Consider the following 14,724-nt stretch of genomic DNA (forward strand, 5'->3'; position numbering starts at 1 on the left):
TGCAATATTCCAACATTTCAACCTTCCAACATTTGAACTTTTTAATATTCAGTGCTTGCGCTCGTTTCCAAACGAGTGCATAAGTAGCCATACGATTTTATCGTTAAAAATGGCATTAGTTGATTTATAATCCGCCAGGTGGGATTGCAACATTCCAACATTTCAACATTCCAACATTTGAACTTTCTAATATTCAGTGCTTACGCTCTTTTCCAAAAAAGTGCATAAATAGCCATACGATTTTATCGTTAAAAATAACATTAGTTGATTTATAATCCGCCAGGTGGGATTGCAACATTCCAACATTCCAACATTTACCCTCAACCTTCCTACCTTCAGTGCTTGCGCTCGTTTCCAAACGAGTGCATAAGTAGCCATACGATTTTATCGTTAAAAATGGCATTAGTTGATTTATAATCCGCTAGGTGGGATTGCAACATTCCAACATTTCAACATTCCAACATTTGAACTTTCTAATATTCAGTGCTTACGCTCTTTTCCAAAAAAGTGCATAAATAGCCATACGATTTTATCGTTAAAAATAACATTAGTTGATTTATAATCCGCCAGGTGGGATTGCAACATTCCAACATTCCAACATTTACCCTCAACCTTCCTACCTTCAGTGCTTGCGCTCGTTTCCAAACGAGTGCATAAGTAGCCATACGATTTTATCGTTAAAAATGGCATTAGTTGATTTATAATCCGCTAGGTGGGATTGCAACTTTCCAACATTTGAACATTATCCCCCTCAACCTTCCTGCCTTCCAACCCTCAACCTTCCTGCCTTCAAACCTCCCGAATCTGGTATTCCTCAATCTTCCGGTAAAGCGTGGTTAAACCAATGCCAAGCAACCTCGAAGTTTCAGTTTTATTTCCTTTGGTATGGATAAGTACTTTTTGAATGTGCTGTTTTTCGATCTGCTGCAGATTATAATCGTTTTCTATCGGTGCAAATTCAAAGAATTCGGGCGGAAGGGCAGTTGCGCTTAAAGTATCCCCATCTGATAAAATAACCAGACGTTCGATCACGTTTTTGAGCTCTCGGATGTTTCCTTTCCAGCTATGATCGCTCAGGATAGACAAAATCTTATCGTCCATTTTTGGGGTTGAGCGGTTTACTTTATCAGCAAATTCTTTTAAATAATATTTAGCTAAAGCAGGGATGTCGGCTTTACGCTCGCGGAGCGGTGGCAGCACAATAGTAAAAACCGAAAGCCGGTAATAAAGGTCCGACCTGAATTTCCCGGATGCGGCATCTGCTTTTAAATCTTTATTGGTGGCGGCTAAAATCCGTACGTTTACCTGCTGGGTTAAGGTATCGCCCACTTTTATAAAAGTCTGACTCTCCAGTACCCGTAATAATTTAGCTTGCAAATCTAGGTTCATTTCGCCTATTTCATCCAGCAATAATGTACCGCCATTGGCTTCTTCCAGTAAGCCTTTTTTATCTTTATTGGCACCGGTAAATGCACCAGCTTTGTAACCGAATAATTCGCTTTCCAACAAATCAGGACTAAAACCGCTGCAGTTCAAAGCTACAAAAGGCTTCGCAGCTCTTGGGCTTTCGTAATGGATCGATTGTGCAAACACTTCTTTTCCCGTTCCGGTTTCACCTAATAACAATACGGTTGTATCTGTTGCACTTACCTTTTTAGCCAGATCAATAGCTTCCTTTAAAGCCTTTGATTGGCCGATAATGGTTTCAAAACTGTGTTTTTTGGCGATTTTGCTTTCCAGGTCAGAAACCCTGCGCTGCAGGTTCGATTTATCCATGGCTTTATATAAAAGCGGAATAATTTTATCGTTATCATCACCTTTAACCAGATAATCAAAACCACCGTTTTTAATGGCTAAAACACCATCGGCAATGGTTCCGTAAGCAGTAAGGTTAATTACTTCTACGTAAGGTTTTATAGCTTTAATATCTTTAACCAAGGCAACCCCATTTACGTCCGGTAATTTTACATCGCTAATTACAATGCTTACATCATTGTTTTTGAGTAATTTAAGTCCTTCTTTTCCGGTTCCTGCCTGCAAGGTTTTAAAACCTTCAAGTTCTATAATCCTGGAAAGTAAACTGCTGATTTTCTTTTCATCATCGATGATGAGTACCATGCCATTCATAGGTAAAAATTATGCTGCAATATTAAGTATAAAAATGACGAAAGTTAACTGTACTGTTGTAATTGTTAACTGTTAACTGGCCACTGGTTCACTGGTCATTAGTTTATTGGTCATTGGTTTTGTTAACTGCCAATTGAAAACTGCAAATTAGGTTAACTGGTTAATTGTTTACCCTTCGACTACGCTCAGGGGGTTAGCTGCCAGAGGCTATACGCCAAACCCAAAGCGGCTTAGTTCCACCTATTGCTTAATCGATATTCCCGTTTGATTGTTGCAAATTGATTATTGGTTATTTGAGTTGAATAACTGTCTTTATAAGCTAAGTTGAACTATTGACTTGGGACTATAGACTCATGACTAAGGACTAATTTGTACCTTTTTCGTTTCTGTGGCATTAATTAAAAGCTTTTTGAGCATATTTGATGTGCAAAACAAATACTATGTTTAAAAGATTAACGGCGATATTCATATTATGCTTTCCTGCAATATTTTGCGCTGCCCAACAGGTACGTCCGGCAAAATCTGCGGAGATTTACAGAGAACTCAAAACCTTAAAACACCTGCCAAAGGTTTTATATTTAGCTGCCCACCCCGATGATGAAAATACCGGTTTATTATCATGGCTGATTAACGATCAAAATGTTGAAACAGCTTATTTATCGCTTACCAGGGGTGATGGCGGACAAAACCTTTTGGGTACCGAACAAGGTGCGGCTTTGGGATTGATCAGAACACACGAACTTTTAGAAGCCCGCAGGTTAGATGGCGCACAACAGTTTTTTACCCGGGCCATCGATTTCGGTTTCTCAAAAAACACCAATGATACCTTTAAGCAATGGGATGCCGATAGCATTACGGCGGATGTGGTTTGGGTGATCAGAAAATTCAGACCAGATGTGATTATCTGCCGTTTTCCACCTACTGCTGCAGCTGGTCATGGACAGCATGCTGCTTCTGCTGTTGTGGCAGAGAAAGCTTTTAAAGCTGCCGCCGATAAAAATATGTTCCCTAACCAACTTAAATATGTTTCGGTTTGGCAACCAAAAAGGTTATTGTGGAATACTTTTAGGTTTGGTTCGGTAAATACCACTTCCGAAAACCAATTGAAAGTTACCGTTGGCCAATACGATGCACAATTGGGCATGGGCTATGGCGAACTGGCCGGTTTAAGCCGGAGTTTGCACAAAAGTCAGGGTGCCGGAACGCAATCGGTAGCAGGTGTACGCTCCGAATATTTTACACCTGTTTTAGGCGATCCCGCTAAAAGAACATTATTTGATGGTTTAAGCCTCAATTGGTCGGATAAAGGCATTGGCGATATCGACGAACTGATTGATATTGTATTATTATCCTTCAATTACAACCAGCCCGATAAGAGTTTGCATGGACTGCTGATGTTAAGAAAGAAAATTGCCGAATTACAAGATCCTGCTTTAAGAAAGGATAAACTTGCCGCTATTGATAACATCATTTTAAGTTGTGCCGGTTTTATGGGCGAGGTGGTAACCAATCAGCCCGAAGCCATCGCTGGCAACGGGTATAATTTCCGTTTAAACTTAATTTCGAGATCGGCTACTCCGGTAACTCTAGAAAGTGTAAACTGGTTAAATCAAACCGATAATTTAAACAGAAATCTATCAAACGATTCGCTGATTACCATCGAACGTAAAATCCAGATCCCTGCTGAAGCCGCGCTTACCGAACCTTACTGGCTGGCCAAACCAGCAAAAGACGCTGCAACTTTCAGCGTAGCCAATGATACTTTAATCGGATTACCAGAAATGCAGTCGCCACTCAATGTGCTGTTATCATTAAAAATTGAAAGCGAAAAATTTGCCGTACGCTTACCCTTATCCTATAAAAAGTTAGATCCAGTTAAAGGGGATGTGGTAGAATCCCTGCGGATTATCCCACCACTCGATTTAAGTTTTGCTGAACCTGTGTATTTCGCCAGGGAAAAAGAAGCACTAAGTGTTACGCTGCGCTTAAAGGCGAACAAAAATATTAATTATGGCAAAGTGAGCTTTAAAATCGGTAGCCAGGTAATAAAAACATTCCAGGGAATCAATCTACCCGAAAATACCATTACCATCAAAGATTTTCTGATCTCGGTTGAAGATCTGGCCAAAATAAAAACAAGCCAGAATAAACTCGAAGCTGTTTTCTCGTCAGAGGCAAACGAATTTTCGAAAGGTCAGGTATTGATCCAGTATCCACATTTACCAACCTTGCAATATTTTGTTCCTGCTGCTACTTGGTTAATCAAAGGTGATGTAAAAGTATTGGCCAAAAAAATCGGGTATATTGAAGGTGCCGGCGATTTAATTCCCGAATTCTTAAGACAGGCAGGTTTACAGGTTGATGTATTAACCGAAGCTGATATTTTGAATACTTCAAAACTGGCCAGCTATGATGCCATAGTAACCGGAGTTAGGGTTATTAATACTGAAAAACGCATTCAAAACTGGCAAACCGCTTTGCGTGCTTATGTAGAAAACGGCGGAACGATGGTAATGCAGTACAACACCACGCAGGATATGGCTTTACAGGATTTCGGAATTTATCCGTTCTCTATCGGAGGCAAAAGGGTAACTGAAGAAAATGCCGAGGTTAAATTTTTAAATCCAAATCATAAATTGTTAAATTATCCGAATAAAATTACAGCCGACGATTTTAAAGGATGGGTACAGGAACGCGGCGCTTATTTCCCTGATAAATGGGATGCCAAATACGAACCGCTTTTCGAAATGCACGATACGGATGAAGAACCACTTCAGGGATCAACGCTTTATGCAAAATATGGTAAAGGAAATTTCATTTATACTCCTTTAGCTTTTTTCAGGCAGTTGCCTGCAGGTAATGTTGGTGCAGCCAGGTTGTTTTTTAACTTTTTGTCGGCTGGTAAATAATGAAAAATCAGTTTAAAAAATGGAATACCTGGTACATATTACTCGCGCTGGCACTGTTATTCCAGATCGTGTTTTATTACCTGTTTACTAAATTCTGGGCATGAGTAATATCGATTGGGCAGTATTGATATTTACTTTGTTTGCTGTAGTTGCTTATGGCGTTTTTATTGGGCGTGGGCAAAAAAGCAATGCATCGTACTTAAAGGCAGATAATAAAATGCCCTGGTACATTGTGCTGCTGGGTATTATGGCCACACAGGCCAGTGCAATTACTTTCCTATCAGCCCCGGGCCAGGCCTATACCGATGGTATGCGCTTTGTGCAATACTATTTTGGCCTGCCATTGGCGATGATTGTAATCTGTATTACGTTTATCCCGATTTTTCAGCGCCTGAACGTTTATACGGCTTATGAGTACCTAGAGAACCGGTTTGATAAAAAAACAAGGGTTTTAACATCACTGCTCTTTCTTTTTTCTCGTGGTTTATCAACTGGGATCAGTATTTATGCCCCTAGTATTATTCTTTCGAGTGTTTTAAACTGGAATATTTATTTAACCAACATCCTAACCGGTGGAATACTGTTGATTTACACTTATGTTGGTGGCGCCAAAGCCATTGCGCATACACAGAAACTGCAGTTTTTAATTATTTTGGGTACCATGGCTTTTGCCGGATACCTCCTGGTGCAGAATATGCCCAATGGAATTGGTTTTAAAGATGCACTTTACCTGGCGGGAAAATCCGGAAAGCTAAATGTAATTACCACCGAATTCGATTGGAAAGATAAATACAACATCTGGAGTGGTTTAATTGGAGGTTTTTTTCTGGCACTTTCTTACTTTGGAACAGATCAGAGCCAGGTAGGGAGATATATTACTGCAAAAGACAATACAAATGCAAAAATGGGACTGCTGCTAAACGGATTGGTTAAAATCCCGATGCAGTTTGCCATCCTGTTGATTGGAGCCTTATTATTCGCTTTTTTCTCTTTAAAGCCTGCGCCTATATATTTCAACGAACGATCTTACCAATATTTAAAAGAAACACAACCTCAGCAGGCTGCAGCTTTTGAAAAAGAACACAGTACCCTGGAGCAGAAGTTTAATGCGCAATCCAAACATATTTTGGAAGAAAAAGAAAAGCAATCTCCATCTTTAAATAACTCGATAGCAGATTTTAGGCTAACCCAAAAACAGGTTAAGGAATTGCATGGCAGGGTAGAGGAAGCAATCAATAAATCGAATTACAATGCCGAAAAAACAGATACCAACTATATCTTTTTATACTTTGTAAAAAATACGCTCCCCGTTGGGATGATTGGTTTACTTTTTGCAGTGATCTTTCTGGCCAGCTGGGGTTCAATTTCGGCAGCGCTGAATTCTTTGGCTGCATGTTCTTTAAAAGATGTGCATCTTATTTTTGGCAAAAAAGAAGTAGACGACGAAACCGAATTGAAATATAGCCGTTTGCACACTTTGGCCTGGGGTATTTTTTCAATAGCCGTTGCCATGTTTGCTACACAAATGGGCTCGCTGATTGAAGCCGTAAATGTTTTGGGTTCGCTTTTTTACGGACCAATATTGGGTATTTTCCTGGTGGCCTTTTATTTTAAAAAAATAAACGGCCCATTGGTGTTTATCGCGGCAATCCTATCAGAAATAGCGGTTATTGCAGTTTACGAATTTGATATTGTTTCCTTTCTATGGCTAAATGTGATCGGTGCTTTTGCCGTAATTTTATTCTCAGTATTAGGCCTGTTATTTTATCAGCCTAAAACCGAAGTGGGTAAATCACTTTAATTTTTACTTCAGGAAGATATTTGCCACTTAGTTGCATCAACAAAATTCGATACCTTTATTTTAACCAATAAATAAATTACGCGAAATATGAATAACGCCTGGGTTGACAGATGGAATGACCGGTACAGTACCAATGAATTTGCTTACGGCGAACAACCGAACAATTATTTAAAAGACCAATTAGAAAAACTTAATCCCGGTAAAATACTTTTTCCTGCAGAAGGTGAAGGTCGCAATGCAGTTTTTGCAGCCCGTTTAGGCTGGGAGGTTTCTGCTTTTGATATCAGCACGGAAGGTAAAAACAAAGCCTTGCAATTGGCAGTAAAAAACCAAGTAAATATCGATTATCAGGTTGGCGAATTACAGGAATTGAATTACAGCAGAGCACAATTTGATGCCATTGCCCTGATTTATGCTCATTTTCCTGCATCCATTAAATCATCCTATCATAAAACCCTTAATCGGTATTTAAAAAAAGACGGTATCGTTATTTTTGAAGCTTTTAGTAAAAAACACCTCGAATACCTGGCTAAAAATGAAAAAGTTGGCGGCCCAAAAGAACCCGGCATGTTATTTTCCATCGAAGAAATAAAAGCTGATTTCCCTGATTATGAAATCATCACTCTGGAAGAAAAAGAGATCGAATTAAACGAAGGTTTGTTCCATAATGGGAAAGGTTCGGTTATCAGATTTGTTGGGCAGAAAAAATAGAAAAATTGCCAGTAAAATAATAAAGCCATTTTAGCGTTTTTAGACACTGGGATTATAGTTTTATTCAACCTAAAGCCATAAATTCGTAAAATCAAAAAACAACAAAAACAGATAAATATAAAATTCTATGAAAACGATGATTAAATCAATCGCGTTGCTATTTACAGCAATTACCGTTTCTGTAAGTGCAATGGCTCAAGATGCTCAGCCTAAGCCAAGTCCTGCGGCTACTGCTACAGGAAAAGTGAAAAACGCTACCATCACCATTAATTACAGCAGCCCTGCAGTAAAAGGACGCAAAATCTGGGGAGGCCTTGAGGCTTTCGATAAAGTATGGCGTGCCGGTGCAAACGAGGCTACAACTTTCGAAACCGATAAAGATATTGTGGTAGAAGGTAAACCTTTGGCAGCCGGAAAATACAGTTTCTTCTTAATCCCTAAAGAAAGCGGAACCTGGACAGCAATTTTTAACAAAGAACCTAAACAATGGGGTGCCTATAAATACGAAGAAGCAAAAGATGCTTTACGTGTTGAAGTGAAAACCAAAGCATTAAAAGCTACACAAGAGCGTTTGGTTTATAAAATTACCAAAAGTGGTTTCTCTTTGGATTGGGATAAAATCTCAGTTCCGGTTAGCATTAAATAATAAAGGAAATAAATTTATTTAAAGCCGTTTCGATGTAAAATCGGGACGGCTTTTTTATTGATTGTTAGTCGGGATTTGCAATCCCGTCTCAAGAACTCAGGATTTGTAATCCTGCTAAGGTAAAACTGATCATAAACTCAGAATACTGGTAAATCTGTCTCGAGATAGATCTCTCCGTTCCACTGTGTTCCAGTCGAGATGACGATCTTTTTGTTGAGTTTGTCGTGCTGAGCGGAGTCGAAGGATTGTAAAGAACCTAACACATAATACCTACTTCACATTAAAACATTATTTTAGGCCGAATTACAAACAAACCCCATAATGAAGTTTTCCATTAAATTACTGGCCTTATTGCCGCTTTTTTCGTTAAACGTTTTAGCACAACAAAAAACGCAGAATTTTTCTGTTAAAACTGCGAAACCTGTAGATCAGGTAAATGTTTTTTTAGGCTCTTCTGCCGATCACGGACAGATGTCGCCTGCGGCTTCTGCGCCTTTTAGCATGTTGAGTATTGGTCCGCAAACTTATCCAAAAACGCACACCGGTTACGAGTACCTGGCAAAGAAATTTGAGGGCTTTACCCATAACCGTTTCGAAGGTGTGGGCTGTCAAGGATCGGGTGGAAATATTTTTATCAAACCTTTTCTGGGTAGCGATCCGGCTGAGTCCGAATTAATCAAAACCTCAGAAAAAGCAAGTCCTGGTTATTACGAAGTAGGCTTCGAAAATAAAATTAAAGCAAGTTTTACCGTTTTGGGCAAGGCCGGAAAACATGCCTATCAGTTTCCAAAAGGAGCCAAAGGCTTTTATTTTGATTTGGCTTATGCTTTTAACAGCGCTTTTGTAGCCGAATCGCATGATGTTAACGGAAATGCTGTGAGTGGCTGGATTACGTCAAAAACAACTTGCGGAGCCGGTAAATATAAAATATTTTATTACCTCGAAATTGCCGATAATGTATCGTGGAAAGTAATGGATGATCATAAACTGATCGCAACATTAAAAGGAGATCTAACCTCAACAGGCATCAATATCGCGCTTTCTTCGGTAAGTGTTGAGGCGGCCAAAGCTGCTATCAATAAAAATCCCTTCAATACCGTAAAAGAGCAGAGCAAAGCCGATTGGAATACCAATCTTTCTAAAATTGCAGTAAACGGTGATCTGGAAAGTGCAAAATTATTCTACTCGCTTCTGTACCGTACCATGCAATCGCCTTATGTCATTTCTGAATCCGATGGAACTTACCGGAATACCAAAGGAGAGATTCAAAAAGATAAGGAAATCCGTTACAATGGCTGGGCAATATGGGATAACTACCGCACACAGTTACCGCTCTTGTCGCTCATTGAGCAGGACCGTTATGCCGGCATGGTAACTTCTATCGCTGATCTCTATAATTCGGGCAAAAAGGATTATGCCGGACAAAACGAACCTTCAAATACAGTCCGCTCCGAACATGCTATAGTTGTATTGCTTGATGCTTACCGGAAAGGTTATGCTGTTGACTTTAACAAAATTGCCGATTCGCTCGTAAAAGAGGTGAATGGTCTTGATTATAAATCGTCTGATAAAGCATTGGAATCAAGTTATGATAACTGGGCATTGTCTGAAATCTTTAAAGTTTTAAAGAATAAAGAGAAATCAGATTTTTACCTGAATAAAGCTTTGGAATACAAAAAGTACTGGAATAAGGATTTTAAAGACCTGAGCAAAAATGATGTAGACCGCATGCAGGCCCGTGGTTTATATCAGGGAACCATCTGGCAATACAGGTGGTTTGTACCTTACGATTTTAAAGGATTGATCGAGCTGGATGGCGGGGAAGAATCGTATCTCGCCAAACTGGATGAATTTTTTGTCCGTGATCTGTACAACCACGCCAATGAACCCGATTTACAGGTACCCTTAATGTATAACGTAACCAGATCAGGCTATAAATCGCAGTATTGGATGCATCAATTGGCTGCCGATACGGTGATCCAGAACTATTTTAATGATAACAGCCGTGGCATTGGCAGTTACATCGGTAAAATTTACAGAAATCAGCCACATGCCTACCTGCGTACCATGGATGACGATGCCGGTGCGATGAGTGCCTGGTATGTATTTGCTGCAAGTGGGTTTTCGCCTGCATGTGTGGGCTGGCCGATATATTATCTTAATGTGCCCTTATTCCCATCTTTAAGTTATAATTTACCTAAAGGGAAAACCTTTACCATCGAAACTGAGAATTTTAGTCTGAAAAACAAATATATCAAAGCTGTTTTTCTTAACGGAAAACCTTTTAAGAAGAATTATATCACCCAGGAGGAAATCAATGCCGGAGGTGTATTAAAAATTGTTGCTTCAGCCAGTCCGGTTAAAATTTCGGATACAGAGAACTGGATTTCTAGTCTTGAAAAATAATTTTGTAAAAATTAACATCGAATGACAAACTTATTTTTAAAAATCATGTTACTCTAGTATAAATTCAAGATCATGGCACCTTTAAAATTAAGCGAAGAACAAAATGCAACACTAGGCAACAAAAGTACCTTAGAACAAGTTAATGAACAACCTTTAGAACTTCATCCTGAAGCCTATAAAGTAAAGGGCCCATCACCTGACAAGATGAAGACGGTATCGTCGTCATTAAGGAACTATGCGCACGGTTTGTACGGATTGTTGTAAAACGCCTCCAAAAAAATCTTTTCATACCAGATTATATAAAAGCAGTTAAACGTAAAGTTTAGCTGCTTTTTTTTCCTCAATTCGATTTTAATAACATTTAATCAGATTTTCTTATATGCTAAACTAAGGACCGTCACCCTGAATTCATTTCAGGGTCTATCTCGCAGGAAAGATGCTGAAATGAATTCAGCATGACGACTGCCTAAGGAATGGGGCTAAAAATTGATGATTTTGAAAATATTAATCTAACAAAGGTTCTGTATCTTATCCCCATGAAACAAAGCGCCGGAATTCTCCTCTTCAGAAAAACAGACCAAAATGTCGAGTTTTTTCTCGTACACCCTGGCGGACCGTTTTTCGCTAAAAAAGACCTTGGTTTTTGGACCATCCCCAAAGGTGAATTAAATGAAAATGAAGAAGCGTTAAAAGCCGCTATCCGCGAATTTGCTGAAGAAACGGGCAAAACTCTTTCAGGTGATTTTATAGAATTATCGCCGGTTGTTCAAAAAGGAGGTAAAAAAGTTTTTTGCTGGGCCATAGCTGGTGATATTGATCCTGCAACTATTGTTAGCAATACTTTCGAAATCGAGTGGCCTCCCCGTTCGGGCAAAAAGCAAAGTTTTGCCGAAATTGATCAAGCTGCATGGTTTATTTACAGTGAAGCCGTTAAACACATTAACGAAAAACAGGTTGCCCTGCTCGATGAACTCATTTCGAAACTAAGCAGTTAATTCGAAGCTTGAAATTTCTTTTTCAGCACCATTAATAATCATCGATATCTGATGATCGCCCAAATGGAATTTTCTTGTGGTAATCAGCACAAATTTTTGTTTGCGAACAACATTAACACTTGCACCGGCAGGATAAATCCGCTCCGAAATTTTGTAAACTTTTTTGGTGTTCTGGCCATTTTGTTTTTTATAATAAATGGCATATTCCAAACGCACTTTTTGTTCCGCAGGATTTTCATTCAGGATCGAAAATGAAAATTCGAGGCTTTCGCCGATTTTGATTTCAGGTGTAAGGATTTTAAAATCACTTAACAAAATTCCCTTATCATCTAAACCATAATGTTTAAGAATATCGGCGTGACCTTGTTTAAGCAAAGTCCGGCTGCCATGTTTAATAATCGCATCTGTTTCGTCCCCCAAACCCGACCATTTTTTTGCAATATCCAGCACTACTTGTGGATGATCTTTAGCAATATCGTTTAAGCTGTTGGCCACACTGCGGCGTACATATTCTGATGGATCAGTTTTCAGATTTTCCAGTATCGGCAAAATAGAAGTTGGATCTTTTTTGAGAAAAGGGATAGCCATGGCCCATGGTAAACGCGGCCTGCTGCCTTCACTGGCCAATCTCCTCACTTTGTGGCTTTCGTGTAACGACCATTGCTGCATCCTTAAAATCATCTCATTTCCGTACTTCAAAATAAAAGGACGTACTGCAAATTCGCAACTTACAAATTGTGTTACAAATTCTAAGGCTTCAACAGAGGTTGCAAAATGGTTAATGCCATAAGTTTCAATATAATCCGGCAGGAACATAAAAGCCAGGCCATCCTCACCAATCCCCTGAATCCTTAATTGTGAAATGGTCTTTTTGATCAGCTCAATACTTTGGGCGTAGTCTGCCGGCAAGAAATTGTGCAAAACCTTTGAAGTATGTTTCATCCGCTCTTTCAGTTCTTTAGACTCAAAATCCGGACTGAAAATCTCTTTAACGAATTTTCCTTTGTCGAAACCTGGAATGGTGACAGCCAAAGCTTTGGTTAAGCGATCGTAAAAAGCAGGAGAATATAAATCTTTAAGGGGGCTTGCCATATTGCTGGGAGTTGCTCAGTCTAAAAATCGAATTATAACGCGGCTAATTTACTAATATTATTAGTAAATGTATGTGGTTTCTCATAATAATCTTTTGCACTGGTATTTTTACTAATTGTTAAATTTTCTTTGCCACATTTGTTTATCATAAAAACAATGGAATGAACACAACAAAAATAGGTTGGATTGGCTTGGGTAACATGGGTATCCCAATGGCCGGACAATTGGTAAATGCAGATTATAAAGTTACGGTTTACAACAGGAGCAAAGATAAAGAAGCCTCGCTGAAAGAAATGGGTGCATCAGTTGCAGGAACGCCTAAAGACCTGATTAGCGAAATAGATGTATTGGTACTAATGGTATCAGATGATGCCGCAATTGAACAGATTTTTAATTCGGAAGATGGTCTTTTTAGCGCTGATATTTCTGGCAAAGTAATCATCAACATGAGTACGGTTTCTCCGGCAATTTCAAAAGAGATGGCAGCATTATGCAGGGATAAAGGTGCACAATATTTAGATGCTCCTGTTTCGGGAAGTGTAAAGCAGGCCGAAACCGCTCAATTGGTGGTTATGGTTGGCGGTGATGAAACTGCTTTCGGGCAGGTAAAGCCTATCCTCGAAAAAATGGGTAAAATGGCGGTACGTCTAGGGGATGTGGGTTCAGGGAATGGCGCAAAATTAGCCATTAACTCGCTGTTGGCATTATATACCCAAGGTTTGGCCGAAACAGTATTGTTTGCCAATCAACAGGGTATTAAAACTGAAGATCTGCTTAATTTGCTTAATAATGGCGCCATTGCCAATGTTTTTACTAAAATTAAAGGAGATGCCATTATCGCCGGTAATTATAAGCCTGCTTTTGCCCTTAAGCATATCGTAAAGGATTTGAATTTAGCCAAAGCCATCGGTTTGGATTCGCCCCTGGCTAAAACTGCATTGAATACTTTTGAAGCCGCATCGTTTAAATATGGAGAAGAAGACCTGATTGCGGTGATTAAAGAGGTAAAAGGGTAGAAAGTTACCCCTTCAAAATACCGTCATTTCGAATAAACATCAGGCTGTGGCCTGAAAAAATCGGAATGACGTTTTTATATGGTGGTTAAATTATTTCTAAATTTTTCCACCTGTAAAACTCAGGTGATCTCAGGTACCTAAGGTGGTGATAAAAAATAAACACTACTCTGTTTCATTTACCACCTAAGCCACCTGAGAACATCTAAGCTCTTAAATATCCGCTTTCGTAAAGTTGTATTCTGTTTGACCATATATTAATTTAAGAACTATATAAGCTTATATGCCCTTAAATGTCTTATATGGTAAAAAAAATAAAGCTGATTATCAATGGTTTATACGGGAGTCATTATAAGCGGAGTGCAGCTAAGTCGAGAACCCGAAGATTCAGCGAAGCTAAACCTGACTCGAGATAGATCTCTCCATGCCCGAAGCAGGCGGGCGCTCCACTGCGTTTCGGTCGAGATGACGATTCTTTTTATTGCAATACCCAGTACTGGTCTTAGCGTCTCGCTAAGACCTATTTCACATAGCATAATCTCTTTTGCCACAGAGACACAGAAAACACGGAGAAATTAATGCAAAAAGATTCTGAAACAAGTTCAGGATGATGACTTTACTTTAAACTTTCAATCCACCAAAAGTGCTGATCATGATAATAGCGAGGACAATTAACGTAATTATCACATAAAGTTTATCTTTTTCCAGGATGAAAGCAAAGAGCGAAAATATTATCCGCATAATCGGTGTAATGATCAAAAGCAAGACGCCAAACTGGATAATAGCCATGGGTTTAAAAGTAAAAAGACCCATAAAAATGCCTTTAAAAGTAATGAAATCGCTTTCTTCGCCTTTAAAAATATGGTAATCAGGCCGGCCTTGTGCTCCGTTCTGTACTAAAAAGAGTATACCACCCAGTAAAACAATCAGACTGGCAGTGATTACGCCAAACCTTAGCAATTTACCCACAATTTTCTCTACATCGCGGTCTTGTATAAGATGTGTTGAGATCATATTTTTCATT

At 39.2% G+C, this 14,724-nt stretch carries 11 protein-coding genes; 8 read left to right on the plus strand and 3 right to left on the minus strand.

The genetic code is table 11. The annotated features are described in order from the left end of the window. Positions 1–789: 789 nt before the first annotated feature. On the minus strand, positions 790–2,127 hold the full coding sequence (locus DRW42_RS05580; RefSeq protein WP_113947850.1) for a sigma-54-dependent transcriptional regulator: 1,338 nt from the start codon (positions 2,125–2,127) through the stop codon (positions 790–792). Between the two features lie 440 nt (positions 2,128–2,567). Between DRW42_RS05580 and DRW42_RS05585 the strand changes: the two genes are divergently transcribed. The 7 genes from DRW42_RS05585 to DRW42_RS05615 all read left to right on the plus strand — a co-directional run bounded on the left by DRW42_RS05585 (position 2,568) and on the right by DRW42_RS05615 (position 11,595). After that, positions 2,568–5,036, plus strand: a complete 2,469-nt coding sequence (locus tag DRW42_RS05585) for a PIG-L family deacetylase (protein ID WP_113947851.1) — start codon at positions 2,568–2,570, stop codon at positions 5,034–5,036. 100 nt (positions 5,037–5,136) lie between these two features. Continuing rightward, a complete protein-coding gene (locus tag DRW42_RS05590) occupies positions 5,137–6,837 on the plus strand; it encodes a sodium:solute symporter family protein (protein WP_113947852.1) in 1,701 nt (566 codons plus the stop codon). 87 nt (positions 6,838–6,924) lie between these two features. Beyond that, on the plus strand, positions 6,925–7,548 hold the full coding sequence (locus tag DRW42_RS05595) for a class I SAM-dependent methyltransferase (protein WP_113947853.1): 624 nt from the start codon (positions 6,925–6,927) through the stop codon (positions 7,546–7,548). Positions 7,549–7,675: 127 nt separating this feature from the next. Then, positions 7,676–8,194 carry a DUF2911 domain-containing protein gene (locus tag DRW42_RS05600; RefSeq protein WP_113947854.1) on the plus strand — a complete coding sequence of 173 codons (519 nt, stop codon included), beginning with the start codon at positions 7,676–7,678 and terminating at the stop codon, positions 8,192–8,194. A 321-nt stretch (positions 8,195–8,515) separates the two neighbouring features. Next, on the plus strand, positions 8,516–10,600 hold the full coding sequence (locus DRW42_RS05605; protein ID WP_113947855.1) for a glycoside hydrolase domain-containing protein: 2,085 nt from the start codon (positions 8,516–8,518) through the stop codon (positions 10,598–10,600). Between the two features lie 72 nt (positions 10,601–10,672). Continuing rightward, entirely contained in the window at positions 10,673–10,864 is a 192-nt protein-coding gene (locus tag DRW42_RS05610; protein ID WP_113947856.1) for a hypothetical protein, read from the plus strand. A 272-nt stretch (positions 10,865–11,136) separates the two neighbouring features. Continuing rightward, complete coding sequence (locus DRW42_RS05615) at positions 11,137–11,595, plus strand: NUDIX hydrolase (protein WP_113948063.1); 459 nt, start codon at positions 11,137–11,139, stop codon at positions 11,593–11,595. Here DRW42_RS05615 and DRW42_RS05620 read toward each other — a convergent pair. Continuing rightward, entirely contained in the window at positions 11,584–12,687 is a 1,104-nt protein-coding gene (locus DRW42_RS05620; RefSeq protein ID WP_113947857.1) for a DNA alkylation repair protein, read from the minus strand. The two genes, DRW42_RS05615 and DRW42_RS05620, sit on opposite strands and share 12 nt — an antisense overlap. Before the next feature lie 161 nt (positions 12,688–12,848). Here DRW42_RS05620 and DRW42_RS05625 point away from each other — a divergent pair, with 161 nt between their 5' ends. After that, entirely contained in the window at positions 12,849–13,703 is an 855-nt protein-coding gene (locus tag DRW42_RS05625) for an NAD(P)-dependent oxidoreductase (protein WP_113947858.1), read from the plus strand. Between the two features lie 618 nt (positions 13,704–14,321). Here the strand turns inward: DRW42_RS05625 and DRW42_RS05630 are convergent. Further along, a complete protein-coding gene (locus tag DRW42_RS05630) occupies positions 14,322–14,723 on the minus strand; it encodes a DUF1634 domain-containing protein (protein WP_113947859.1) in 402 nt (133 codons plus the stop codon). Between the last annotated feature and the right edge of the window lies 1 nt (position 14,724).

Source organism: Pedobacter miscanthi (genome assembly GCF_003315595.1).
Classification (GTDB): Bacteria; Bacteroidota; Bacteroidia; order Sphingobacteriales; family Sphingobacteriaceae; genus Pedobacter; species Pedobacter miscanthi.